The sequence below is a fragment of the Pseudomonas sp. AD21 genome, assembly GCF_002878485.1.
Lineage (GTDB): Bacteria > Pseudomonadota > Gammaproteobacteria > Pseudomonadales > Pseudomonadaceae > Aquipseudomonas.
Map to the genome: position 1 here is coordinate 34347 of NZ_NQYG01000031.1, position 26165 is coordinate 60511.

16 protein-coding genes are annotated in these 26165 nt (G+C 61.6%); 8 read left to right on the top strand and 8 right to left on the bottom strand.

All coding sequences use genetic code 11. The features are described 5' to 3' along the window. Positions 1 to 139: 139 nt before the first annotated feature. The 3 genes from PseAD21_RS18310 to PseAD21_RS18320 all read left to right on the top strand — a co-directional run bounded on the left by PseAD21_RS18310 (position 140) and on the right by PseAD21_RS18320 (position 6255). On the top strand, positions 140 to 790 hold the full coding sequence (locus tag PseAD21_RS18310; RefSeq protein ID WP_102356895.1) for an N-acetyltransferase: 651 nt from the start codon (positions 140 to 142) through the stop codon (positions 788 to 790). 66 nt (positions 791 to 856) lie between these two features. Then, entirely contained in the window at positions 857 to 2584 is a 1728-nt protein-coding gene (locus PseAD21_RS18315; RefSeq protein WP_102356896.1) for an autotransporter assembly complex family protein, read from the top strand. Beyond that, positions 2581 to 6255, top strand: coding sequence for a translocation/assembly module TamB domain-containing protein (locus PseAD21_RS18320; protein ID WP_102356897.1), 3675 nt, complete (start codon positions 2581 to 2583; stop codon positions 6253 to 6255). Before PseAD21_RS18315 ends, PseAD21_RS18320 begins: the two co-directional genes overlap by 4 nt. A gap of 205 nt (positions 6256 to 6460) precedes the next feature. On the opposite strand, the gene PseAD21_RS18325 is transcribed toward PseAD21_RS18320, so the two are convergent. The 8 genes from PseAD21_RS18325 to PseAD21_RS18360 form a co-directional block, all read right to left on the bottom strand. Continuing rightward, positions 6461 to 8947: a fimbria/pilus outer membrane usher protein gene (locus tag PseAD21_RS18325; protein ID WP_102356898.1), complete on the bottom strand. Its 2487-nt coding sequence runs from the start codon at positions 8945 to 8947 to the stop codon at positions 6461 to 6463. A gap of 85 nt (positions 8948 to 9032) precedes the next feature. Continuing rightward, positions 9033 to 9782: a molecular chaperone gene (locus PseAD21_RS18330; protein WP_102356899.1), complete on the bottom strand. Its 750-nt coding sequence runs from the start codon at positions 9780 to 9782 to the stop codon at positions 9033 to 9035. 72 nt (positions 9783 to 9854) lie between these two features. Beyond that, positions 9855 to 10448, bottom strand: coding sequence for a fimbrial protein (locus PseAD21_RS18335; RefSeq protein WP_102356900.1), 594 nt, complete (start codon positions 10446 to 10448; stop codon positions 9855 to 9857). 105 nt (positions 10449 to 10553) lie between these two features. Further along, positions 10554 to 11201 carry a response regulator gene (locus tag PseAD21_RS18340; RefSeq protein ID WP_102356901.1) on the bottom strand — a complete coding sequence of 216 codons (648 nt, stop codon included), beginning with the start codon at positions 11199 to 11201 and terminating at the stop codon, positions 10554 to 10556. Between the two features lie 21 nt (positions 11202 to 11222). After that, positions 11223 to 14390 carry a hybrid sensor histidine kinase/response regulator gene (locus PseAD21_RS18345; protein ID WP_102356902.1) on the bottom strand — a complete coding sequence of 1056 codons (3168 nt, stop codon included), beginning with the start codon at positions 14388 to 14390 and terminating at the stop codon, positions 11223 to 11225. 86 nt (positions 14391 to 14476) lie between these two features. Continuing rightward, positions 14477 to 15664 (bottom strand): EAL domain-containing protein, encoded by a 1188-nt coding sequence (locus PseAD21_RS18350; protein WP_102356903.1) that lies wholly within the window; start codon positions 15662 to 15664, stop codon positions 14477 to 14479. Next, positions 15651 to 18464, bottom strand: a complete 2814-nt coding sequence (locus tag PseAD21_RS18355; protein WP_102356904.1) for an ATP-binding protein — start codon at positions 18462 to 18464, stop codon at positions 15651 to 15653. The genes PseAD21_RS18350 and PseAD21_RS18355 overlap by 14 nt, the downstream gene beginning before the upstream one ends. Positions 18465 to 18518: 54 nt before the next feature. Further along, complete coding sequence (locus tag PseAD21_RS18360; protein WP_102356905.1) at positions 18519 to 19490, bottom strand: fimbrial protein; 972 nt, start codon at positions 19488 to 19490, stop codon at positions 18519 to 18521. A 179-nt stretch (positions 19491 to 19669) separates the two neighbouring features. Here PseAD21_RS18360 and PseAD21_RS18365 point away from each other — a divergent pair, with 179 nt between their 5' ends. The 5 genes from PseAD21_RS18365 (at position 19670) to PseAD21_RS18390 (ending at position 26046) form a co-directional block, all read left to right on the top strand. Then, positions 19670 to 20989: an HdeD family acid-resistance protein gene (locus tag PseAD21_RS18365; RefSeq protein WP_102356906.1), complete on the top strand. Its 1320-nt coding sequence runs from the start codon at positions 19670 to 19672 to the stop codon at positions 20987 to 20989. A 229-nt stretch (positions 20990 to 21218) separates the two neighbouring features. Beyond that, a complete protein-coding gene (locus PseAD21_RS18370) occupies positions 21219 to 21701 on the top strand; it encodes a MarR family winged helix-turn-helix transcriptional regulator (RefSeq protein WP_064586973.1) in 483 nt (160 codons plus the stop codon). Further along, positions 21691 to 23160, top strand: coding sequence for an efflux transporter outer membrane subunit (locus PseAD21_RS18375; protein ID WP_102356907.1), 1470 nt, complete (start codon positions 21691 to 21693; stop codon positions 23158 to 23160). Before PseAD21_RS18370 ends, PseAD21_RS18375 begins: the two co-directional genes overlap by 11 nt. 14 nt (positions 23161 to 23174) lie before the next feature. Further along, positions 23175 to 24377: an efflux RND transporter periplasmic adaptor subunit gene (locus tag PseAD21_RS18380; RefSeq protein ID WP_102356908.1), complete on the top strand. Its 1203-nt coding sequence runs from the start codon at positions 23175 to 23177 to the stop codon at positions 24375 to 24377. A 139-nt stretch (positions 24378 to 24516) separates the two neighbouring features. Then, entirely contained in the window at positions 24517 to 26046 is a 1530-nt protein-coding gene (locus PseAD21_RS18390) for a DHA2 family efflux MFS transporter permease subunit (protein WP_007961985.1), read from the top strand. Positions 26047 to 26165: the final 119 nt, after the last annotated feature.

The window sequence follows — 26165 nt, forward strand, 5'->3', positions numbered from 1 at the left end:
GCCTGCTCGCGATTGACGGCCGCTCGGTCGATGAAGATCCAGCCTTGGTCTATACCTGTGGGGAACCACGCCACCCGCAACAGGTTCGTACCAACAAGAGCGCCGCCATCTGAACGCGCCCCGGGGGAGAATCACCGTCATGCCTGAAACCCAGACCGCCATCGCCGACATCCACATGCTCGACCGCGGCTACTCGCGTGAAGCCCGATCGCTGCTGTATCAGGCCTATCGCCACGAACCGACCTTCGGCTTCCTGTTCGAAGCCGAGCGCCCCGGCTATGAGCAACGCGTGCGGGCCACGGTGCGCGAACTGGTCAAACAGCATTTTCTGCAGGATCTGCCAGCGATCGGCCTGTTGGTCAACGACCGCCTGATCGGCATTGCCCTGATCGCGCCGCCGCAGCGGCGCCTGGGCATCACCGAGAGTTGGGCGTGGCGCCTGCGCATGGTGCTCAGCACTGGTTTTCGCTGCACCCGGCGTTATCTGGAATATCACGATGCGGTGGCCGCGTGTGTGCCCAGCGACTCGGTGCACATGTTGCCGCTGCTGGGGATTCACCCGCAGTTTCAAGGCAAACACTTCGGCGAGCAGTTGCTGACAGCGGTGCACAATTGGTGCGCAGTCGACGAAACCTCCCAAGGCGTGGTACTCGACACCGGCAACCCGCGTTACCTGGAATTCTATAAACGCCAGGGTTATGAGGAGATTGGCGAAGTTGCCATCGGCCCGGTGCGCGAACACGTATTTTTCCACGCCAATCCGCAGGTGTTACAAACTGCAACAGCATGACAATCGAACTTCTTGGGAAATTTCCTGTTCTATCACGCTCCCAAGCCCGTGATAGCATCCGCCCCTATGAAGTTTCCAGGAAGATTTACCAGTGGCGTGCTCATGCTGTTAACCAGCTGTGCGGCGCTGGCGCAAAGTGAATTGGACGTGCGGATCAAACCGTCCAACGATGAACTGAAAGCCAATATAGAAGGCTATATCGGTAGCCTCGGCGATCGTGACGAACAAGCCTTGCTGCGCTTCAGTCGCGGGGCCGAAGAGCAGGCGCGCAAAGCCGCGCAGGCCCTGGGCTATTACCAGCCGCAGATCGACAGTGACGTGAAGGGCGGTGAAAAACCGCGCCTGGTGCTGAACATCGATCCCGGCGAGCCGATTCGCCTGCGCAACGTCACCCTCCGGGTCGACGGGCCTGCCGCCTCCCTCAAATCCTTTCGTGTGCCGAGCAGCGACACGCTCAAGTCCGGTGCCGTCCTCAACCATGGGCGTTATGAAGACGCCAAACGCCTGATCCAGAACCAGGCCTCGCGCTTCGGCTTTTTCAGCGGCCATTTCACCAGCCAGAAACTCATGGTCGATCCTCGCGCCGGGGTGGCCGACGTCGAACTGATCTACGAAAGCGGCCCGCGTTATGCGTTGGGCAACGTCAGTTTCGAGGGCGATACGCCGTTCGACGAAGACCTGCTGCAGCGCATGGTGCCGTTCAAGGCGGGCGATCCGTACGACTCCGAGCTGATCGCCGAACTCAACCGCGACCTGCAATCGAGCGGCTATTTCGAAGGCGTGCGGGTCGATGCGGCGCCGACGGCGGCGAAGAACGACGTGATCCCGGTGGACGTCAAACTCGACACGCGCAAGCCGCGCACCATGGGCCTGGGCCTCGGTTATTCGACCGACGTCGGCCCACGGATCAAGGCCAACTGGACCCGCCACTGGGTCAACCCGCAGGGCGACAGCTATGGCTGGGAGGCCGAACTGTCGGCGCCACGGCAGAACGTCGGGCTGTTCTATGACATCCCGCTCGACCCGCCGCTGACCGACAAACTGCGCTGGGCCGGTGGTTATCAATACGAAGACATCGACGGCTCCGACACCCTCAGCAAGCTGCTGACCTTCGGCCCGGAATGGCACAGCAAATTGCCCAGCGGCTGGCAGCGGGTCATCTCGCTGAAATGGCAGCGTGAGGAATATCAGCTCGGCGACGACTCGGGCCTCAGTACCTTGTTGATGCCAGGCATCAGCTATTCGTACCTGAAGAGCGACAACCGCATCGACCCGCACAACGGCTATCGCCTGACCTTTGAAAGCAAAGTGGCGAAAGAAGGCCTCGGCTCGGACAACAACTTGCTCTATGGCACCGCGTTGATCAAAGGCCTGACCACCGTATTCGACAACCACCGCTTCCTTGGTCGGGTGCAGGTCGGCGGCAGCGCCACCAACGGCTACAACTCGGTACCGCCATCGCTGCGCTTCTTCGCCGGTGGTGATCAGAGCGTGCGCGGTTACGACTACCAGAGCCTGTCTCCGGAAAACTCCAAGGGCGACCGCATCGGTGGGCGTTACATGGTGGCCGGCAGCGTCGAGTATCAATATTCGATCGCCGAGAAATGGCGGGTCGCGACCTTCGTCGACCAGGGCAACTCTTTCAACAAACTCGAACTGCCGAACCTCAAGACCGGGGTCGGTATCGGTGTGCGCTGGGTCTCGCCGGTGGGGCCGATCCGCCTCGACCTGGCCCACGCGCTGGACGACGATGGCGGCATCCGGCTGCACTTTTCCATGGGGCCTGAGCTGTGAAGCGTGGTTTGAAAATAGCGGCACTGACGCTGCTGGCGTTGCTGTTGTTGATTGTATTGAGCATCAGCGCGGTACTCGGAACGCAGGCGGGCAGTCGTTGGGCGCTGGGCCTCGTGCCCGGCCTGACGGTCGAAAATTTCCAGGGTCGCCTCGGCGGACAATGGAGCGCCGATCATCTTTTGTGGCAGCAGGACAGCAGTCGGGTCGAGCTGAACAAGCCGATCTTCGCCTGGTCGCCGCTGTGCCTGACCCGCATGACCCTGTGCATCGAACAGCTCAAGGCAGATCAGGTCATCCTGCAATTCCCACCGAGTGCAGACACCACTGAAAGTGGTCCGGTCAAACTGCCGGACTTGCAACTGCCGGTGGCGATCGAGCTGGGCGACGTGCAGGTTGGCAGTCTGCTGTTCAACGGCAGCGAGCAGCTCAAGGGCCTGCAGCTGGCGGCGCACTGGACTGCCCAGGGCCTGCAGATCGACAGCGTCAAACTGCAACGCGACGATTTGAGCCTGAACCTCTCCGGCCTGCTGCAACCGACCGGCAACTGGCCGCTGAACATTGCCGGCGACCTGACCCTGCCGTCGCCGGGCACCGGCCCCTGGACGCTGGCGCTGAAGGTTGACGGCGATCTGCTGAAAACCCTCAACCTGCATGCCGACAGCCACGGTTACCTCGACGGCCAGTTGAGCGGCGAGCTGCAACCGCTGGCGCAAAACCTCCCGGCCAAGGTGCGCATCACCTCGGACGCGTTCAACCCGAGCGCCGATCTGCCGGACACTCTGCAGCTCAATCAATTGGTGCTGACCGGCGAAGGCGATCTGAAAAACGGTTATCAGTTAAACGGCAACGCCACGCTGCCGGCCGATAAAGGCCCGGTGGCGCTGCTGCTCAACGGCATGGTTGACGCCAGCGGTGCGCAGATCGCCGGCCTCGACCTGACGGCGAACGACAAGCAAAGTCTCAAGCTCACCGGCAGTGTCGACTGGAGCAAAGGCCTTACCGCGCAAGCCAACATCAACTGGCAGGATTTCCCGTGGCATCGGCTCTATAACGAAATCGACGAGCCGCAAGTCGCGTTGCGTACCTTCACCGGCGAAGTCTCCTACACCGACGGTCAGTACATCGGTAACTTCGCCGCCGCACTGGACGGTCCTGCGGGGGCGTTCAGCCTGAGCAGCCCGTTCAGCGGCAGCCTGAAACAGATCGCCTTGCCGCAACTGAAGGTGGAAGCCGGGCAGGGCAAGGCCGAAGGTCATGTCAACGTGCAGTTCGCCGACGGTATCGCCTGGGACACCGCGCTGGAGCTGTCGGCGCTGAACCCGGCGTACTGGGTCGCGGAGTTGCCGGGCACCCTGGCCGGGCCGCTGAAAAGTAAAGGCGAAATGAAGAACGAGCGTCTGAGCCTCACCGCCGACCTCGACCTCAAAGGCAGACTGCGCGGGCAAACGGCGATCCTCCAGGCCAAGGCTGACGGTGCCGGCGAGCAATGGAACCTCAACGCCCTGCAAATTCGCCTCGGTGACAACAGCATCAGCGGCAAGGGCAATCTGCAACAGAAACTCACCGGGCAGATCGATATCAAGCTGGCGCGTCTGGCCCAACTCTGGCCGCAGCTGCGTGGTCAGGTCACCGGCCAGGTCAACGTCGCCGGGACGCTGAAAGCACCGCAAGGCAAACTCGGCCTGCAAGGTTCGCAACTGGCGTTCCAGGACAATCGCCTGCAAAGCCTCAACCTCGATGCCAGCCTCGACAGTGCGCAACGGGCGAAGATCGATCTGAAGGGCAGCGGCATTCAGGCCGGTGACACCAACCTCGGCGTGTTGACTGCCAGCGCCCAGGGCGACATCAAGAGCCAGAAACTCAACCTCGACCTGCTCGGGCCGAAGCTGAAACTGGCCCTCGGCCTGGACGGCAATCTGAACCAGGGCAACTGGCGCGGGCGTCTGGCCAGCGGCGATATTCAGGCCGGCGGTCAGGACTGGAAACTGCAGAATCCGGCCAAACTGGAACGCCTGGCCGACGGCAAGATCAACTTCGGCGCGCATTGCTGGATGTCCGGCAATGCCAGCCTGTGCGGTGAAGACCAGCGGCTGATGCCCGAGCCGAAACTGCGCTACCACCTCAAGCAATTCCCGATCGAAAGCCTCGCGCAATGGTTGCCCAAAGACTTCGCCTGGCAGGGCAAGCTCAACGCCGACCTGCAACTGGACCTGCCGGCCAGCGGCCCCAACGGCGTGGTCAGCATCGATGCCAGTGGCGGCACCTTGCGCATGAAGGAAAAGGATCAGTGGCTGGACTTCCCGTACCAGACCCTCAAGCTCAGCAGCAAACTCACACCGAAGCGCATCGACACCGACCTCAACTTTGTCGGCGGCAAACTGGGTGAACTGATGGTGCAGGCGCAGCTTAATCCACTGCCGAAAAACAAACCGCTGAGTGGCTCGTTCCGTCTCAGCGGTCTGGACCTGTCGGTGGCGCGGCCGTTTGTGCCAATGGTCGAGAAACTCACTGGGCGCCTGAACGGCAGCGGGACGATTTCCGGCGGCTTGCTGGCGCCGCTGGTCAACGGCACGGTCAAACTCAGCGACGGCGAAGTGTCCGGTGCCGAGCTGCCGATGGAACTCAAGGACCTGCAATTGCAAGCGGTGATTGCCGGTGAGTCGGTACGTCTGGATGGCGGCTGGAAAAGCGGCAAGACCGGGCAGGGCAGCCTCAACGGCAATGTCGCCTGGGGTCAGGCGCTGGTGGTCGATCTGGCGCTCAAGGGCACGCAACTGCCGGTGACTGTCGAGCCGTACGCCAAACTCGAAGTCGCGCCGGACCTGAAGATTTCCATGGCCGATGATGAGCTGAAGATTGCCGGCAAGGTGCAGGTGCCCAGAGGCGAAATCACCGTGCGTGAACTGCCGCCATCAACGGTGAAAGTCTCCGATGACACGATCATCGTCGGCGCGCAGACCGAAGAGGGCAAACCACCGATGGCGATGAAGATGGACATCGACGTGGTGGTCGGCGAAGACAAACTGAGTTTTGCCGGGTTCGGCCTGACCGCCAACCTGCAAGGTCACGTGCACATCGGCGACAACATGGACACCCGTGGTGAGCTCTGGCTTAACGACGGCAAGTACCGCGCCTACGGCCAACGGCTGACGGTGCGTCGTGCGCGGCTGCTGTTTGCCGGCCCCATCGATCAGCCGTATCTGGACATCGAAGCGATTCGCCAGACCGACGACGTGATCGCCGGCATTCGCCTGAGCGGCAGCGCCGAGCAACCGACCACGCAGATCTTCTCCGAACCGGCCATGAGCCAGGAGCAGGCGTTGTCGTATCTGGTGCTGGGCCGTCCGCTGAGCACCAACGGCGAAGACAACAACATGCTCGCGCAAGCGGCGTTGGGTCTGGGGTTGATGGGCAGTTCCGGGGTCACCAGCGGTTTGGCCAAAGACCTGGGGATTCAGGATTTCCAGCTCGACACCCAGGGCAGTGGCAACACTACCAGCGTGGTCGCCAGCGGCAACATTTCCGAGAAGCTCAGTCTGCGTTATGGCGTCGGCGTGTTCGAACCGGCCAACACCATCGCGCTGCGTTACAAGCTGAGCAAGAAGGTCTATCTGGAAGCAGCGAGCGGCGTCGCCAGCTCGCTGGATATCTTCTACAAGCGCGATTTCTAGGTCGCACCTGTTTATTTGAACCGAGGTGCGGCCTTCGCGAGCAGGCTCGCTCCCACATTCGATCTGTGCCAGGCACGGATTTGTGTGCGCTCGAAATCCCCTGTGGGAGCGAGCCTGCTCGCGAAGGCGTCTTCTCATTCATCGATAACGCTGAGGCTGACGACCTCTTCGCGAGCAGACTCGCGCCTGATTCGATCTGTTGGCATTACTGGGACGGGCGGCACACCAGCGAGGCCCGCTCGTAGTTCAACGCTTTGTCACGTTCGGGCAGTGCATACGGCGCCTCGCAGCGCTGGCCCTGCCAGTTGATGGTCAGGATGCCGGTGTCGGCTTCCACCAGCGCCAGTGCCTTGCCGCTCGGGTCGGAGATCGCCAGTTGCTTGCCGGCGCTGTCTTCGAGCGACGCGCCAAACGGGATCGGTTGGTGCTGCGCGTCGAACAAGGCGAACTGCACGCGTCGTCCGGTCTTGCTGGTGTAACGCGCCAGCACCACCGCACCGCGGCGCGGCACCACTTGCCGGGTCGCATTGTCGATCTCGACATCACCGCCCAGGTCACGGGTATCGAGGTTGATCCAGTTCACCCGATAAGGCTGCGCGTTGGGTACCACCGCGAAGCCGTTGCTGCCGGTTTTGGCCCCGGAGAAGCTGCCGATTTTCACCCCTTCCACGCCTTCGACCTGCGCCAGCGCGAATGTCTCGCCCACGGTTTGTCCCAGGTTGATGCCGCCGGCATGGCCGACGATCGAACCGGCCAGATTCAGGTTCTGCGAGTTGTAGCCGCGTCCCTGGCTGTAACCGGCGCTGATGTCCATCACCGAGGTGCGGGTGCTGAGGTTGACCGAACCGCTGCTGCCGCCGGTGCTGCTGTTGCCGCCTTGCACCGAGTAATAAGTGTCGCTGTCTTCCGACAGATAGCCGTTGATGCCCATTTGGGTGCTGTCGTTGCCTTTCTGCGTGCTGGCCGAGACAAAGGCCCGTGGCGCCCGGGGTTTTGAACCCAACGGGAACGACACGGACAGGTTGACCAATGTGTCGTTGTTCGCCGGCCCGTAGTTGCCGACATCCTTGGAATACGTCGCGCCGAGGTTGTAACTGACATCCCCCCAATAGTTGCTGTAACCCGCCGACAGGCTTTGTGAACCGCCACGGCCCCAGTAACGCTGGTCGCTGGCGTTGATGTAGACGCTGCCAAATTCCTGGTTGCGCCCCAGGCTCTGGTTGACGGTCAGGTCGGTGCGGGTTTTCGAGTTGCCGGTGCGTGGCTGGCCCTCGCTGCTCACTTCCTCGACGTGCTCGGTGAGGGTGCGATAGCCCTCGGTCGAGTAGCGGTAGGCGGCGAGGGTGAAGTTGGTGTCGGTGCCGGTGAACGTCTTGGCGTACAGGGCGCGCAAGCTGTTACCGGTGACCGCCTGACCGAAGGTGCGACTGCTGGAGTGGGTCAGGTCCAGCGAGACTGCGCCGATGGCGGTGTTACGACCTGCACCCACCGACAACGCCTGAAAATTCTCCGACGCCTGTACCCCGACGATCCCCGACAGGTTGCTGCTGATGCCATACGCCAGCGTGCTGCTGAGAAACTGCGGTGACTGCTGATCATCGCTGTTGCTGTTGTACTGGCCGGCCGAGAGGCTGTACTTCAACTGGCCCTGGCGCACCATGATCGGCAGACTGGAAAACGCCTGCACGCTGACCCGGCGCCGGCCATCGGCTTCGATGATCGTCACTTCCAGGTCACCGTTGGAGCCGCTGGGGTAGATGTCGCTGATCTCGAACGGTCCCGGCGGCACATTGGCGGTATAGAGGATGTAGTCGTTCTGGCGAATCTCCACGGTGGCGCTGGACTGCGCAATACCGCGAATCACCGGTGCATAACCGCGCTCGCTGTCGGCGCGCATGCCGTCGTCGGACGCCAGTTTCAGGCCGCGATAACGCACGCTGTCGAACAGGTCGGCGTCGGAGAAAATATCCCCGGCACTGAACTGGCCCTTCAGGGCGGTCACGTCATGTTGCAGGTAGGTGCGGTTGCTGTTGAAGGTGCTGGGGCTGCCGGTGGTGCTGTTGAAGTTCGACTCGTTGCGCAAACGCCAGGCGCCGAGGTTGATGCCGTTGCGCAAGCCAACGTTATTGCTCAGCGTGTTTACACCCTGAGTGCTGTTGCGGCTGCTGCTCAGCTGATAGTTGATGAACGCGGCGGGCACGCCTGCGTCCCACAAGGCCGGGTCGACATAACCACGCCGGCCGCGCTCCATGGCGCTCTGCGGGACACTGACCATCAGCCGCAGACGCGGCACGTCGTAACGCACGGTGGCGTGATCGATCAACGCGGGCAGATCGAGGCAGGCGTTCGGGTCATCGCCGAGCAGTTTGCCGGCGGCCTGCAGTTTGCCGATATCGACCCCCAATTGCTGGACCATCTCCAGGGTCAGGCAGGCCTCGATCTTGCCCGTGCCCGGGTGGCGCCGGAAGTCGATATCGCGACGGCCAACCAGGGTTTCGTTGCCGTAGAGGTCGACCCGGTAAATGCCGGGCAGTACGCGACTGCTGGCGAGCAGTGATTGCACGTCGACAGAGGACGGCGCACCTTGCAGAAACGAGGTATTGAACTGTTCATCGCCATCGGCCAGGCAGGCGGAGCTGAACACCAGAGCCACCGAAAACGGCGCCCATCCGTCGCGCTTGAGTAAAAACATGCAGGAACCCTATATCACCTCCGATACGAACTAACGGAGCGAAGAGAAATACAGTGAAAGTGCGGCTGTGACAGCGGCACTCAAGTTATGGGGATTCTTTATTCAAACTGGCTCGAGTATCGGCACTGTTGGAAAGTTGCGCGGCATAACGGTCTTGGGCGCCGTAGTCATTAATGCTGCTGAATAACAGGCGTGCTGTATTAGCGTTGTGAAGTTGTTTTAGGCTGAACTCTTTCTGTTCGCCGGGGGCGATCATCATTGAATCAAAAGGGTGTTCGCTGACGGCGCCCGATTGCAGCGTGATATCGGCAATCGACACGTGATACTGGCCGGGGTTGTTCACCACCAGCAGGTATTTTGCGCCGCGTTCAATCAGACGCCAGGTCAGTTCGCTCGGTGCCAGGTAGGCATTGTTTTTCAGTCCCGCCGGGCGGAAGAACACCTTGATGCGCTGGCGCACGGCGAGCTGCAAGGTGTTGCTGGTTTTCGCGGCCTGGGGGATTTCCTGCACGTTGAGCCACACCACCGACTCACGGTCGGTCGGCATGCCCGTGCCTTCGTAGATCACCCGCAAGATCTGCTGCTCGTCGCCGCTGACGCGCACCAGTGGCGGTGTGACGGCAAACGGCACCGCAGCGGTGTCGCTGGCATCGGTGTCGATCCACGACTGGATCAACACATCTGCGCCACTGTTGCGCACGGTGATCCCGGCTTCCTTGTGCTGGCCGTCGAAGACCAGGCGGGTGCTGCTCAATGAAATGCCGGCCATGGCCTGATCGACCATGAGCAGGCCCAAAAGGCCCACGCAAAGGGACAATGAATGACGATAAAACATGAGGGTTACCGCGCAATTGAATGAGAGTGCGGGGCCGAGCGGCCCCGCACCAGGCTTGAAGGTTCGCGCGGGTTATTCGTATTGCAGCGTGAACGGCAGGGTGGCGTCGCCGCGACCGGCAACCACGGTTGCCACATCGGCGGTGGTGACGTAGGCGGCCGAGAATTTCAGCGTGGTGTTGCTGTCCTGCAGAGTGTTTTCGATCTTCGCGGTGGACGGCGAGCTCAGGTCGATCAACGCACCGTTGGAGTCGAGCAAGGCAATACCGATGTTCTTCGCTGCGCCCAGACCGTCGATCAGCTTCAGCACTTTAGTCCCGGCAACGATGCCCGAACCTGCACCCTTGGTCGGTTCGAAGATCATTGCGACCTTGGTCCCGGCGTTGCAGTTGATCTTCATGTCGAAGTTCTCGGCGCTCAGGGTGCCGTTGCCTTTAGGTGCAGTGGCGGTGCCCATGTCCTTGATCGACACTTCGCCCATGGCGACCGAAATGGTCTTGTTGCTGCCGGCGCCTTCAACCGAGCAGGCATCGTTGTTGATGGTGCCGGTGAAGTTGATGGTGCCGCTGCCGGCCTTGGTCGGGGTAACCGGTGGATCGGCGGCCAGGGCGTTACCGGCGGCGGCAAAGATCGAAAGGGCGAGCAGTGTGCGAGACAGCTTTTTCATGTTGTTTACCATTTGTTGGGGTTAAAACAACACGATATAGCGCGCACTTCTGACGGGACATCAGACGAATCCTAGAAACCGTTTTTGAAGTTTGCAAGTCTCCTGTTAGTTGAACAAGTTGCGTTCTATGCAATACGTCAGCAAGTCCTGATCACTGCTGACTTCAAGTTTGCGCATGGCCGATATTTTTTGCGTGCTGATCGTCTTGGCACTTCTGTTCAAACCCCGGGCAATTTCGCTGACACCCATTCCCGAGACAAATAAACGCAATATTTCGTGTTCCTTGGGCGACAGCCGGGTAAAGCGTTCGTCGAGGTCGGCGCCATCGTCGATCACCGAGGTCGGCGGCGGCTCATAGCTGCGCACCGGGTTGCCCCGGGCAATGGCCTTGAGCGCGGTTTCGATTTCATTATGCAGCTGGTTTTTCTGAATGATCGCCAGCACCCCGAGCTCTTGCAGGCGCGTGAGGATCAACGGGTTGGAAATCATCGTCAGCACCAGTACGCGCACGCGGGGGAAGTGCCGCGTCAGGTACTCCACCAGTTTCAGGCCGTCACCGTAGGGTGAGTCGCCAGGCATGTTGAAATCGGTGATGACCAGGTCCACCTGCCGGGTTTCCAGCAGGTTGATCAGCTCGTTGGAACAAACCGCTTCGCCCACCACGTGAAAGCGTCTGTCCCGCTCAACCAGCTCGCGTACCCCCACCAGAACGATGGGATGGTCATCGGCAATGACAACGTTGAGGGTTTCCATGGGTGATTATCCAGAGTGAAATTATTCAAGGGTATCCAGTAGATCGTTCAATCGAGCCAGATTCTGGCGGACTTCCAGGTCCAGGGCGCGGGTCACGGCCATGCCGTGCAAACGGCACTCCAACTCGATAAATGTTGTGGCCATGGCTTCGACCTGCACCGCACCCAGCGCGCCGGCCATGCTGTGCAGTTGCTGCGCCACGCGATTGGCATCGGCGTTGTCGAGTGCCGTCTGGGTCGTGTGTATGTCCTGGCGCAGGGTGGTGACAAATAGTTCGCGCATTTTCGCTGACAGCTGAATCGGCGGTGCGCTGGTGGCCGGCAGGGCGATCTTGCCGTGTTTTTCCAGGTGCGCGCGCAGGGTGGCAAGGTTCAACGGCTTGACCATCCAGGCGTTCATGCCCACGGCGGCGCAGCGTTCGCCTTCTTCGCGCAGGGCGTTGGCGGTGACGCCGATAATCGGCACGGTCGGATCCTGTTGGCGTAACGCCGCCGCCAGTTGGTAGCCGTTCATGCGCGGCATGTTGACGTCGGTCAGCACCAGATCGAAGCCTCCCGGTGACCACTGCGCCAGCGCCTGTTCGCCATTGGCGGCGACGACCACCGTGCAGCCCAGCACCTCCAGTTGCTCCTTGATGATCGCCAAGTTGATCACATTGTCTTCCGCCACCAGCACGTGCAGATTCAAGCGCCGGGTCTTTTCCGTCGGCAACGGCTGACTGTCGCTGCCGGCGCCATGCAGGGCCTGATGAATCGCCCAGGCAATTGCGCGGACATCGTCGGCATCGACTTCCCGGTCGGCACCGCGCAACTGCGACGGGTTGGGGCCGCCTGCGGTGGCAATGATCCGTGGCCCGGGCCACGGCGGGGTGTTTGCCAGTGGCGAAAGCTCCACCAGAAGCGCCGATGACACGGGCGTATCGGCCGTCAGCGCACGGCAGTCGAGGCCGAAACGGTTGAGCCAGGCGATCAGGTGCTGCGCCAGCTCAGTGACCTGGGCACGCACATAAACGGCGGGGGTGCCGGGATTGAATGCAGGGCAATCGGCCAATGCGCCGGGCGCGCGTTCCAGTGCCAGTTGCAGGGTGAAGCTGCTGCCCAGGCCCGGTTCGCTGACTACGTTCAACTGGCCTGCCATCAACTCGCACAGCCATTTGCAGATGGCCAGTCCGAGGCCGGCACCGGCCTGTTCGGTGGCGTCGTTGACCTGATAGAAAGGGTCGAACAATTGCTGTTGCTGCGCCTGGGAAATCCCCACCCCTGAATCGCTGACCTGCCACTGCACGCTGGCGCGGCCGTCGACACTTTCCAGCACGCGTACCCGCAATACCACGCGGCCGTTATCGGTGAACTTGATCGCGTTGCTCAGCAGATTATTGAGGATCTGGCGAATGCGTATCGGATCACCGCGCAGCCGATCCGGCAACGTCGCCTCGATGCAGGCATATAGTTGCAAGCCCTTGGCGCGGGCGAAGGCGCTGTAGGTGTGCACGGTGTCTTCGGTCAGTTCCAGCGGGCAGAAATCCTGCAGTTCGAGGGTCATCTGCCCGGCTTCGATTTTCGACACATCCAGCACATCGCTGATCAGCTGGAACAACGTGGCGGACGAGCGCTGGATGGTCTGCAGGTAATCCTGCTGGCGCGGGGCGAGCGCGGTCAGGCCGAGCAGTTCCAGAGTGCCCAGCACCCCGTACAACGGTGTGCGAATCTCATGGCTCATGGTCGCGAGGAAGCGGCTCTTGGCCTGGTTCGCCGAGTCGGCGGCATGGCGTGCATCTTCCAGCGCCGCCGCGTCTTCGACATGCCGGGTCACGTCATGCAGCGCACACAACCAGGCATCCTGACCCTGATAGCGGGTGGGCACGAAGGCGACGTGCAGGTGGCGCCCGTTGAGTTCGAGATCGGCGTGGCCGGGGTCGGTGCGCGAGGTGAGCAGGCTCATCAACTGGCCGTTGTCGCGCCACTGCTGGGCGCGCTGGTTTTGCACAAGCACGTGGTGATCGCTGCGACGGATCACGCACAGGCCGATCGGCGCCGTGTCGATCACCGCTCGGCTGAATGCCTCGCTTTCGGCGATGCTGGCGTGCGCGCTTTGTGCGGGCAGGATGACCCGGGTCTGGTACCAGCGATTGATCGCCCGGCTGCATCCGAGCACCGCCACCACCAGCGCTATCAGGCCCACCAATGGCCACAGCGCGTAATCGAGGAAGCTCTGCACACTGATGACGTAGATCGCGGTCCAGTGTTGTTCGCCTGGGCTGCTCAGTTTGAACACCAGGCCGTCGCGGTTGAAATTCACCCCCTCATCCAGCACTTGGCCGGGTTTCAGGGCACCGGTCAATACCACGCCACGCGGAGTGATCAAGGTGAAGTCGTCGTAGATCGACCACTGCATTAAGCGCTCGATGTTATTGACCTGGGAAAGGTTCAGCAGCGAGGCCACCACCACCCAGGTGTTGGCCCCTTCGATGGTCAGCGTCGTCCTGGCCAGGTTTATATCGACGTAAGCCAGAAGGGTCGGTGCGCTCTTGTCTGTCTGAGCGGGAGCGTAGGGTTCCCAGTACACCTGATGAGCGTCTTGTGTTGAGTTTTGTACCCGCAGTCGCTCGTTGACCTGGGTCATCACCTCTACCAGCGCACCCACCTGCATCCGCACGGCGCCGCGTATGCGCCCAGCCGAAGGCACCGCCACATCGAAGTTGTCGGGGCCGTTGAGCAGGATCACCTGGGGTGACTGGTAATGGGAGGCGGCCCAGAACGCGCTGTAGTAGGCGGCCAGGTAAGTACCCAGCGCAAAGACTTTCGGGGATTGATCGGCGGTGATCCTGTTCGGATCGATCTTTACGCTGTAGGGCAGGGAGAACGGCATGCCCCGGCCCTCATAGATGTTCGGGCCTTCTTCGGGCAGGGGCTTTTGCATATAGGTGGGCAAGGTAGCCCAGAAAGGCTGATCGCCCTTGGTGCTTGCCTGCGAGATATCGCGCAGGAACACTTCCTGTTCGCGGATATTCTCCATCAATCGGGCAAAGTGAAACTGCAAGGTTTCGCGCCGCTCTTCGATCATGCGCGTCACCCCCAGATAGCTGACGCCCAGTAACAGCAACACCAGGGCGCCGAGCACCAGCAAGCCTTTGTTCAGGCGCGATGAACTGCTGGCGAGTTTCTCCAGGAAGGCGTTGTGGCGTGGCATCAGCGTGCCTGGGCAACAGTGATGGGAGAGTCTTTGGACACAGTGACCTCGATAGCAAGTGACGTTCGTCAACACCCGCTTGCGGGTCAATACGCGTTCGCCGGCCCGTCATGGGTCAGCAATTGCTGGAACTGATCCGAAGACACGGCGTGGGAGATCAGGAAACCCTGAACCTGAGTGCAGTCGATCTTACGCAACAGAGCAAGTTCTTGCGCGGTTTCCACGCCTTCGGCCACCACCGTCAGGCCCAGCTGGCGCCCGAGGCTGACAATGCTGGTCAGGGCCTGGGCCAGTTCCTCGTTGGCGTTGCAGCCTTGCACCAGCGTGCGGTCGATCTTCAACTCGGTGAAGGGCGCCGACACCAGGTTCATGTACGAGCTGTAGCCCTTGCCGAAATCATCCTGAGACAGGTCGAAGCCCTTGATCCGCAAGCGGCAGGCGCCGGCGTAGAAGTTGCTGATGTCATCGGGCACCGAGCATTCCATCAATTCGAAGCAGATCCGTGCCGGCAGGCCTTGATGGGCCAGCACGAACGCGAGGATGCGGTCGGGCAGGTCATGGCTGTTGAGCAAGTGCGTGGGCAGGTTGACCGACACCGGAATGTCATAGCCCTGCTGGCGCCAGACGATCTGCGCGGCGATCGCCTGTTCCAGCACCCGCCACAGCAGGCGTTCTTCGAGACCACAGGCGACCAGCGCCGGCAGGAACGCCCCGGGCAGCAGCGTGCCATGCTCGGGATGCATCCAGCGCACCAGTGCTTCGGCCGCCACGATCCGGCCATTGCTCAGGGCTTTCTTGGGTTGGAACCAGGCTTGCAGCTCGCCATTGTCCAGGGCCTGCAACAGACTCTGGCGGTCGATGCCTTCGCGGGTCTCGGCCGGTGCGGTCTGGCGCAGCGCCTGCAATTGATCGATCAGGCAGCGCAGGGCGGCCGTGCTCACCGGTTTGGAAATCAGCCCGATGACTTTCACTTGCAGGTTACTCGCCACCAGGCTGGCGCCCATCAACATGCGCCGGGAAGCGGCGCTCATGATCGCCAGTGCGGGCCGTGAACGTTGCGCGGCGAGGCCCTGAATGAACTGCACGCCGTCCATGCCCGGCATCAGCAGGTCGGTGAGTACCAGGTCGAAGTCGCGTGTTTTCAGGCAGGCCAGTGCCGCTTCGCCGTCCCTGGCGCAGACCACGTCGAAGACGCCCAGCTCGTTGAACAGGTTCTGCAAGTACAGGTGCTGGAAGGGGTGGTCTTCGACAATCAAAATGCTACAGGGCTTCATGGGCGACTCGTTCGTAGGGAGCCAGGACCGCGAACAAGGCTCGTAGCGTAAAGGGTTTGACCAGGCAGTGATTCATCCCGGCAGCCAGGCACAGGGCGTCTTCACCGCGCATCGCGTTGGCGGTGGCGCCGATGATCGGGATGCTGCAACCGAGACGCCGCAGGGCTTTGGCCAGTTCGTAGCCGTTGAGGCGGGGCATGTTGACGTCGGTAAGGACGATGTCGAATGCGCCGTCGTGCCACAGCGACAACGCTTGCTCGCCATCGCTGGCCAGCGCCACTGTGCAACCGAGCTCTTCGAGCTGATCGCGCAGGATCAGCTGGTTGATGACGTTGTCCTCTGCCACCAGGATGTGCAGGTGCAACGACCGCAACGCGTGGGGTTCTCGTTGTTGCGGGTGCTGGGTAATCTGGCCGCCCTGAGCCTGGCGGACGGCGCGCTGGATCGCGGCGAGATCATTCAGATTGACCTTCCAGCCGTCACCGCTGAACTGCGGTTCGTGCGCGCCATCGCTGCTGGCGAGCACCCGTGGCCCGTGCCATTGCGGGTTCGAAGGTTGTCCGACGGGCGCGGGATGCAGCTCCAGCAGCACAGCTGTCGCGTCGAGTTCAGTGGCGTCAGGTGCGCCGATTTGCGGACGTGCGCCCCAGCGGCGTAACCAGCCGCTGATACTGTCGGCCAGTTCGCGGATGGGCGACACCACGTAGACGATGTCTGCGGCCAATACCGGCGAAGCGACAAGGCAGGCGCCGCAGGAGGGTTGCTCCAACGGCACGCTCAGGGAAAAGCTGCTGCCCAGGCCCGGCTCGCTGACCATGCGCAGCGTGCCGTTCATCAAGTGCGTCAGGCGCTGGCAAATCGGCAGACCCAGGCCTGTGCCGGCGACCACGTTGGTGTTGCCTTCGGTCTGGTAGAACGGCTCGAAAATAAACGCCTGATCGTCATGGGCGATGCCTTTGCCAGTGTCCGACACTTGCCATTGCAGGCATACCCGTTCGCCTTCGCGACCGAGCAATTTGACCCGCAGCACCACGCGCCCGGAGTCGGTGAACTTGACCGCGTTGCTCAGCAGATTATTGAGGATCTGCCGTACGCGGCTGACATCGCCGATCAGCCGGTCTGGCAGTTGCGAGTCAAGGCAGGCGTACAGTTGCAAACCTTTGCTTTGCGCCGCCGCCGCGTAACCCTGCACCACTTCCTGCACCAGCGTCGCCGGGCAAAACTCGCTGAGTTCCAGCGCCAGTTGCCCGGCCTCGATCTTCGACACATCGAGCACGTCGCAGATCAACTGCAGCAACGTGGCGGACGAACCTTCGATGGCTTGCAGGTAACTTTTCTGCTGGCTATCGAGTTGCGTGCGCGCGAGCAATTCCAGGGTGCCGAGCACGCCGTAAAGTGGGGTGCGGATTTCGTGGCTCATGGTTGCGAGGAACAAGGTCTTGGCCTCGTTGGCCGCATCGGCCGACTGCCGCGCCTGCTCCAGCGCGGCTTCGATTTGCCGGCGCGCACTGATGTCGCTGAAGGCACACAGCAACACGTCCTCGCCTTTGTAGCGGGTGGGGGCGCAGCTCAGGTACAGGTGGCGGCCGTCGGGGGTCTCGAAATAATCCGTCAGGAACGGCTTGGCCGCGTCGAAGGCATCGCGAATCCAGCCGGCGCCCAGTTGCTTGCCACAGTCGCCCAGCCACTGCCGGGCGAGGGTGTTTTCCAGCACCACCTGACCGTCGCTGCGTCGCAGCACGCACAGCGCCACCGGGGCGGTCTGGATCACGTCGCGGCTGAACAGCTCGCTTTCCACCAGCGCCTGAATCCGGTGAATTGCCGGGTTGATCACGCGGTGTTCCAGACGCCGGGTCAGCAGGCACACCAGGCTGATACTCAGCAGACAGAACAGCAGCGCACCGAGCATCTGCGGCCATAGCGCCGACAACACCGCAAGCAAGTCGATGGAGTAGGTGAGCTGCCAGTCCGATGATTTCAGTTGCTTGCGCAACACCAGTTGCTCGGGCAACCAGCCAGCACCGACAAACCCGAAGAAGTCCTGCTGCCGCAGCAATGGCAGGTTCTGCCCGGGCGGCGGTTTGTGGCTGTTGCTGAACAGCGGCATGCCTTGCGCGTTGAACATGGTGAACTCGCCGGCACTGTGGTCGCTCAAGGCGCTGGAGACTTCGCGGTCGTCCATTTCCAGGCCGAGCCAGCCGGAACTCGCATCGCGCTTGTCCAGGCGAATAAAGATGTACAACTGCGAGTGCCCGTCAGCGGCATGGGTCAGCCAGAGTTCGTTCAGGGCGCTGGTATTGTGGTGCTTGAGGGTTTGCAGTTGCTCCAGCAGGGGCTGGGGGAAATCACGGGTCACCAGGGTTGCGTTGTACAGGCGCAACACTTGGGTCTGCGGGCCACTGCTGACGTAGACCAGGTTGAGTTGCCTGGCCTTGAGGTAGTCGCGCATGCGTTGGGTCAGCCAGATGCTCCATTGCTGGCCTGGCGTGTGCCCGAGCAACAGGCGGATCTCTTCCTCGGAGACCGGCAGATCCAGGTTGGTCATGCGCGTGGCCGACAGGCTCAGACTTTCCAGCAATGCTTCGCGGGTGGTGAAAAAAGTATGCGCTTCGGCGATGGCGCTGCTCATGTAGCTACGCCGCTGGGAGATCTCACTGTTGAAGGTAAACAGCAGGAAGCTGTACACGCCGCCGAGTATGCCCACCAGCAGCACCAGAGCAAAAATGCGCAACAGACGACGCGCGGTATGTGGCGAGGACAGGATCGGGCTGATCTGATGGAGGTAGTTCTTCAATCTCATCCCGGCACTCTAGGGAGGGCCGGGAGCGCGGAGAATCAGACGATTCCTAGATGGCTACAGGTAGTTGACGATGAAGGTGACTTCGGTGTTGGCACTGCCGGCCTTGAGATCGCCGGTCGGCAGGCGGTAGTACGCCGCCGACAAGGGAATCTTGAAGTCGGTGCCGGTGGTGGAAAAGGCGTTGAACGGGTAGATGGTATCGAAGGCGATGGGTTGCCCGGCGTCGTTCATTAATTGCAGGCCGATGCCGCTGGCGGTAGAGGTGCTGTTGAGGGCGACGATGCCCTTGGTCGCGTCGATGACCGGTGTGGTGGCCTTGAGTGAATAGGTGACTTTCTTGATGCCGGTCTGGCACTGGTTCAGTGCGATGTTGAAACGTACCGTGCGGGGTTTCGCGCCGGCGTCGCTAAACTCGTGGAGTTGATAGTCATCGCCCATGGCGACCGGCACGGCCGGGGTCTGGCAGGAGGCCGCATTCAACACCAGCGCGCTGGTCAGGTTGAAGTTGTTCAGAATCAGCTCGCCGGCTTTCAGGCTGGCCAGGTTGCCGGCCGGTATCGTGATCTGCGCCGCCAATGGGCCTGACTTGACGATTTCCAGGCGGATCGAGCCTGGCATCACGCCGTAGCCTTTTGGGGCGACCGAAAAGAGCGAGGGCTCATAGCGATCCAGCATACCCATCCAGATACGGAACGACAGCCCGGTCTTGCCCAGGGGGAAGGTCGTTACGGTACTGGTCGGGGTGCCAAACGCGGGATTGACCGCCACACCATATAGCGAGTTCGCAGTGCACGACCAACTGTGCGAGCTCGATTGCTGTGCGGTTTCCTGATAAACCACCGTGCCATCCGGTGTGTCGGCGGGGATGTTCAGGCCGCCATTGGCCAGGCTGGCGCCGTAACTGAGCGTTTGCGTGGAAGGGGAACCGTTGAAGCTACAATTCGCCGCCATCGCGTCCGCCGCGCAGGTCAGCAACGTCGCCGCGACAAGAGTGAGCAGGGGGCGCTGCAGAGTTATTCGCTTCATGAAAAGGGCTATACGTGTCGGCCAAAGAGCGGCGTACGTTAACCACGCGGTTTGCCGATGGACATCAGGCGATTCTTAGAACACGCTCCCGCGAATCCGCAAACGTGACGATGTATTAGACTCACCGAAGCCTGTAAACCGTAAAGGTTGTGCGGCCCCCGGTTCACCAGAGAGGTCATATGGTCCGCTTGAGTATGGTCTTGCTCGGTAATGACTTTGTCCGCAAGCGCTGGTCCGCGCTGGCGCTGACGGGCGTTGTCTGGGGCGCGGCCGGTGTGGGCATCTTCATTGATGCGCTGGACGGTGTTTTGTATTTTCCGCTGCATCTTTTCGGCTATCTGTTGTTGCTGGAAGCGCTGATCCTTCTGCTGGTGCCTGCACCGCAAACCGGTACCGCTGCTGCCCTGCGTAAAGCGCGAGGTATGGCTTTTCTCTTGCTGGGGTTGCTGATCGTCGACCGGCAACATGCTGCCGGGCTGATTCTGGCGGTGCTGTTTGGCGGGGCTTTTATAATCGATGGGGTCTTTCGGCTGGCGGCTGCGGTGGTGGTGCGCTTTGTCGGTTGGCAAGTGTCGCTGCTGGCGGGGTTGTTCGAAATCGGCTTTGGCGTGTTTATCCTCGAACCGTATCCGACGCTTTATAAGGGCACGGTGCCGTTCTGCATTGGCATGAGCATTTTCCTCTCCGGTTGTGCCTTGTTGCAGCAGGCCGTGCGCTTCAAAAAACAGCCGGCGCTGACAAACCCTTCCTCGGTCAGTGTGCCGGCCGACGGCGCGGCGCTGGTGATTCATGTCTGGACACCCAGCGGCACCGTTGATGACACCCTGGTGCGCAACCGCCTGCTCAACCGATATATCGCGGCGGTTGACATCAACGGTGTGATTTCCGCTGGCCACGCGGCCCTCGAATGTGGCCCGGACATTTACATCAGCCATTACCCGCTGGACGACATCGACCGGTCGGCAGGGGATTTTGTGCGCTTGCTGCGGGCAACACCGAACAACGACGTCGCCGGTCGGTTTCTGCCGGACTATGCCGGCGAGGTGGCTGACTGGTGCCCGTCTTCGGTTCAGGTCAGTTTCGCCCACTACGACGCCCGGCGGTTGCAGGCGTTCTGGACTGAGTATCGGCAGAACAGCACCTACAACCTCACCAGCCGCAATTGTTCGAGTGCCGTTGCCCATAGCCTTGAAGCGGCCCTGGAAGGGGCGATGAACCGGGGGCATTCGAGCATGCGGGATTTCGTCCGAGTCATCATCAGCCCTGAGTTCTGGGTGGCAGCGCAGGTGCGTAAACGCGCCGAGGTGATGGCCTGGACGCCCGGACTGGTGCTCGACTATGCGCGAGCGTTGCACGCTGCCATCGAGCCCGCGCCGCCGGGCTGGCACAGCATTTATGCGGTGAGCAAGCGTGCCTTTGGGTATGTGGCGACTGCCTTGCGCGGGCGTGAGGTGCATCCGGTGCAGCCGCCACCAGTGCATCCTTCCGACGAGTCCTGACCGACTTCACACCGAGTCGCTCCAATCGCGAGCAGGCGAAGGCCTACATTTGAAATGCGTTCCCTTGTAGGAGTGAGCCTGCTCGCGATGGCGTCCGCCTGTGCGACACAAAAACCCACTCCACTGGTCAACTAATTACCAAGCTTCCTAACTATTACGTTGACATTCGCTGCCTAGGCAGTAACATCTCGACATACATTCACTGCCTAGGCAGTTATTAGGTGAGCACATGAAGCACTTCACCCCGGACGAATTCAAACATTGCCATCTCGGCTTGTTGCTTGGCCGTGCCGCGCTGCTCAAGGACCGGATCATCGACACCCACATGGAACCTCACGGCATCACCGCCGCGCAGTTCAAGGTGCTGATCATCATGGCCCAGTTCGGCGTCGACACCCCGGCCGAGCTGTGCCGACACCTGTCGCTGGACAGCGGTTCGATGACGCGCATGCTCGATCGTCTGGAGCAGAAAGGTTTCCTGGCTCGCCAACGCAGCGAAGGTGATCGCCGTCAGGTGCAGCTCAAGCTCACCGAGCAGGGCCAGCAACTGGCCGATCGCCTGCCGCACATCGGCGCCGACGCAATGAATGAACTGGCCGGCGCCGTCACCACGGACGAGTTGAAGACCCTGGAATACATCCTCAAGAAAATCCTGCTGGCAGCCGGTGACCCGATCACTATCCAGCGGTTAGGTGAACACAATGAGCGGTAAAACCTTGCGCAGCAGCCTGACCTTGGTGCTGTCGGCGATGATCCTCGCCGGCTGCGCCAACTACAGCGGCCTCGACACTCAAGGCAAAAACCTTGATGCGAAGAGCCTGAAAGTCGGCCAATCCCTCAACGGCGTGACCCTGTCGCCGGCCGCGTGGCCGAAAAGCGACTGGTGGGCAAGTCTCGGCGATCCGCAACTCGACGGCCTGATCCGCGAAGCGCTGCACGACAGCCCGGACATGCAGATCGCTGCAGCCCGCGCGCATCAGGCCAGCGCTGCCGCGTATGCCGCCGATGCCGAACGTTATCCGACCCTTGATGCCAGCGCCGGCATCAGCCGTTCGCGTCTGGCCAAGGACCAGGACCCGCGAGGGCAGGGCGATGCCTACGCCACCGTGCGGAACGTCAGCGCCGGTTTCAATTACAACTTCGACCTGTGGGGCGGCCAGCGTGATGCCTGGGAAGCCGCACTCGGTCAGGCTCGCGCCGCCGAAGTCGATCGTCAGGCTGCACAACTGACCCTCGCCGCCGACGTCGCTCGTGCCTACAGTGATCTGGGCCAGGCGCACATTGTTTACGACCTGTCCAACGACGACCTCAAACGCACCAAACAGATGCTCGATCTGAGCCAGCGTCGCTTGAGTGCCGGGATCGACAGCCAGTACCAGTTCCAGCAAACCCAAAGCCTTGAGGCCAGTTCCGAAGCCAGCCTGATCGATGCGGAAAAACGCCTGAACAGCGCCAAGATCGCCCTGGCCGTGTTGCTCGGCAAAGGCCCGGATCGTGGCAACGAAATCGCCCGGCCGAAAGTTCTGCAAGCCAGCGCTGTAGCGGTGCCGTCGGTGCTGCCGGCGGAGCTGCTGGGCCGCCGTCCGGATCTGGTCGCCGCGCGCTGGCGCGTGGAAGCAGCGAGCAAAGACATCGACTCGGCGAAAACCCGCTTCTATCCCAACCTGAACCTTACGGCGTCCGCCGGTGCCGAATCCTTGTTGGGTGACGCAATGTTCGGTTCGGCCAGTCGTTTCTTCAACATCGCCCCGACCATTTCGCTGCCGATCTTCGATGGCGGGCGCCTGCGCGCCAACCTCGATGCGCGCGACGCCGATTACGACCTGGCGGTTGCGCAGTACAACAAAAGCCTGGTGAAAGCACTGGGCGATGTCAGCGACACGATCAACCAGTTGCGTGATATCGGCCGGCAGATCGGTGCGCAGCAACACGCCACCGACATTGCTCAGGATTCTTACAACACCGTCGTCCAGCGTTACGGTTCCGGCATCGGCAACTACCTGGACGTGCTCAGCATCGAGCAGCAATTGCTGCAGGCCCAGCGTCAGCTGGCCAACCTCAATGCCGAGCAGATCGACCTGTCGATTCAACTGATGCAAGCGCTGGGCGGCGGCTTCCAGGGTGACACCCTGACCGCAGCCAACGCCACCCCAGCCACGCCGCACAACTAATTCAGGTATTTGTCATGGCCACTGCCGAAAACACTCAAACTCAAGACAACACCCCCGACACCGGCAATCCGCGCAAGCGCAAAGTGATGCTGCTGGTGCTGGCCGTCGTGGTCCTGCTCGCCGGTGCCGGCGTCTGGGCGTATCACGAATTCATCGGGCGCTGGAACGAGAGCACCGATGACGCCTACGTCAACGGCAACGTGGTGGAAATCACCCCGTTGGTCACCGGCACCGTGGTCAGCATTGGCGCTGACGATGGTGATCTGGTTCACGAAGGCCAGGTGCTGATCAACTTCGACCCGAACGATGCCGAAGTCGGCCTGCAAAGTGCCCAGGCGAAACTGGCGCGCACTGTGCGTCAGGTGCGCGGCCTGTACAGCAACGTCGATGGCATGAAAGCCCAGGTCAACGCGCAACAGGCTGAAGTGCAGAAGGCGCAGGACAACTTCAACCGCCGGAAAAACCTCGCCGCTGGCGGGGCGATTTCCCAGGAAGAACTGTCCCACGCTCGCGACGACCTGACCTCGGCGCAAAACGCCCTGGCCAATGCCAAACAGCAACTGAAAACCACCAGTGCACTGGTCGATGACACGGTGGTCTCGTCGCACCCGGACGTGATGTCGGCGGCTGCCGACCTGCGTCAGGCTTACCTGACCAATGCGCGCAGCACCCTGATCGCGCCGGTCACCGGTTACGTCGCCAAGCGCACCGTGCAACTCGGTCAACGCGTCCAGCCGGGCACGGCGCTGATGGCGGTGATTCCGCTGGATCAGCTGTGGATCGACGCCAACTTCAAGGAAACCCAACTGCGTGACATGCGCATCGGCCAACCGGTGGACATCGAGTCCGACATCTACGGCAGCAGCGTGAAGTACAGCGGCACCGTCGACAGCCTCGGCGCCGGGACCGGCAGCGCGTTTGCCTTGCTGCCGGCGCAGAACGCCACCGGTAACTGGATCAAGATCGTGCAGCGCGTGCCGGTGCGGATTCACATCAATGCCGAAGAGCTGGCGAAAAACCCGCTGCGGGTCGGCCTGTCGACCAACGTTGAAGTGAATCTGCACGACCAGAGCGGTCCGGTGCTGGCCCAGCAGCCGCCACAAAAGGCCTCGTTCAGCACCAACGTCTACGACCGGCAACTGGCCGAAGCCGACGCGATGATCGCGCAACTGATCCACGACAACAGCGCTGCGGTCAGCAAAACCGCGCAACGCTGACCTGCACTGACCTTGTAGGAGTGAGCCTGCTCGCGATAGCGGTGTGTCAGACCCAGTTTCCTCGACTGATACACCGCTATCGCGAGCAGGCTCACTCCTACAGAGGGCCCGGCGCTAATCAGGTTTCACAGGATTGACAATGAGCAATAACGCCTCTTTCACGCCGCCCAGCCTGTTGCTCAGCACCATCGGCCTGTCGCTGGCGACATTCATGCAAGTGCTCGACACCACCATTGCCAACGTGGCGCTGCCGACGATTTCCGGCAACCTCGGGGTGAGCTCGGAGCAGGGTACCTGGGTGATCACCTCGTTTGCCGTAAGTAACGCCATTGCGCTGCCGCTGACCGGTTGGCTCAGTCGGCGCTTCGGTGAGGTGAAACTTTTTCTCTGGGCCACCATCCTGTTTGTGCTGGCCTCGTTCCTCTGCGGTATCTCCACCTCGATGCCGGAACTGATTGGTTTCCGCGTGCTGCAAGGCCTGGTGGCCGGGCCGCTGTACCCGATGACACAGACTCTATTGATTGCGGTCTATCCCCCCGCGAGGCGCGGCATGGCCCTGGCGTTGCTGGCGATGGTCACGGTGGTGGCGCCGATTGCCGGGCCCATTCTCGGTGGCTGGATTACTGACAGCTACAGCTGGCCGTGGATCTTCTTCATCAACGTACCGATCGGCATTTTTGCGGTGATGGTGGTGCGCTCGCAACTGGCCAAGCGTCCGGTCGAGACCAGTCGGCAGCCGATGGACTACGTCGGTCTGATCACGCTGATCATCGGGGTTGGCGCGTTGCAGGTGATCCTCGACAAGGGCAATGATCTGGACTGGTTCGAGTCGAACTTCATCATCATCGGCGCGGCGATTTCGGTGATTGCGCTGGCGGTGTTCGTGATCTGGGAAATGACTGACCAGCATCCGGTGGTCAACCTGCGCTTGTTCGCGCACCGCAACTTCCGCATCGGCACGCTGGTGCTGGTGTTGGGTTACGCCGGGTTCTTCGGCATCAACCTGATCCTGCCTCAGTGGTTGCAGACGCAGATGGGTTACACCGCGACCTGGGCCGGTCTGGCCGTGGCGCCGATCGGCATTCTGCCGGTGTTGCTGTCGCCGTTTGTCGGCAAGTACGCGAACAAGTTCGACCTGCGCCTGCTGGCCGGTCTGGCGTTCCTCGCGATTGGCCTGAGCTGCTTTATGCGCGCTGAGTTCACCAACGAAGTCGACTTCCAGCACATCGCCCTGGTGCAGCTGTTCATGGGGATTGGCGTGGCGCTGTTCTTCATGCCGACCCTGAGCATCCTGATGTCGGACCTGCCGCCGAGCCAGATCGCCGACGGTGCGGGCCTGGCGACCTTCCTGCGGACACTGGGCGGCAGCTTCGCGGCATCGCTGACCACGTGGATCTGGATTCGCCGCGCCGATCAGCACCATGCGTACATGAGCGAAAGCATCAGCACCTATGAGCCGGCGACCCGCGAGACCTTGAATCATTTAGGCGGCGCGAGCCAGTCGGCGTACGCGCAGATGGATCAGATCCTCACCAGCCAGGCGTACATGCTCTCCACCGTGGATTACTTCACGTTGTTGGGCTGGGGCTTCATGGGGTTGATTCTGATTGTGTGGCTGGCCAAGCCACCGTTTGCCGCAAAAGCAGGCCCGGCGGCTTCCGGGCACTGATCCCGCAAGATCGTTCCCACGCTCTGCGTGGGAATGCCTCAACGGACGCTCTGCGTTCGGCTCTGGATGGGACGCGGAGCGTCCCGGGCTGCATTCCCACGCGGAGCGTGGGAACGATC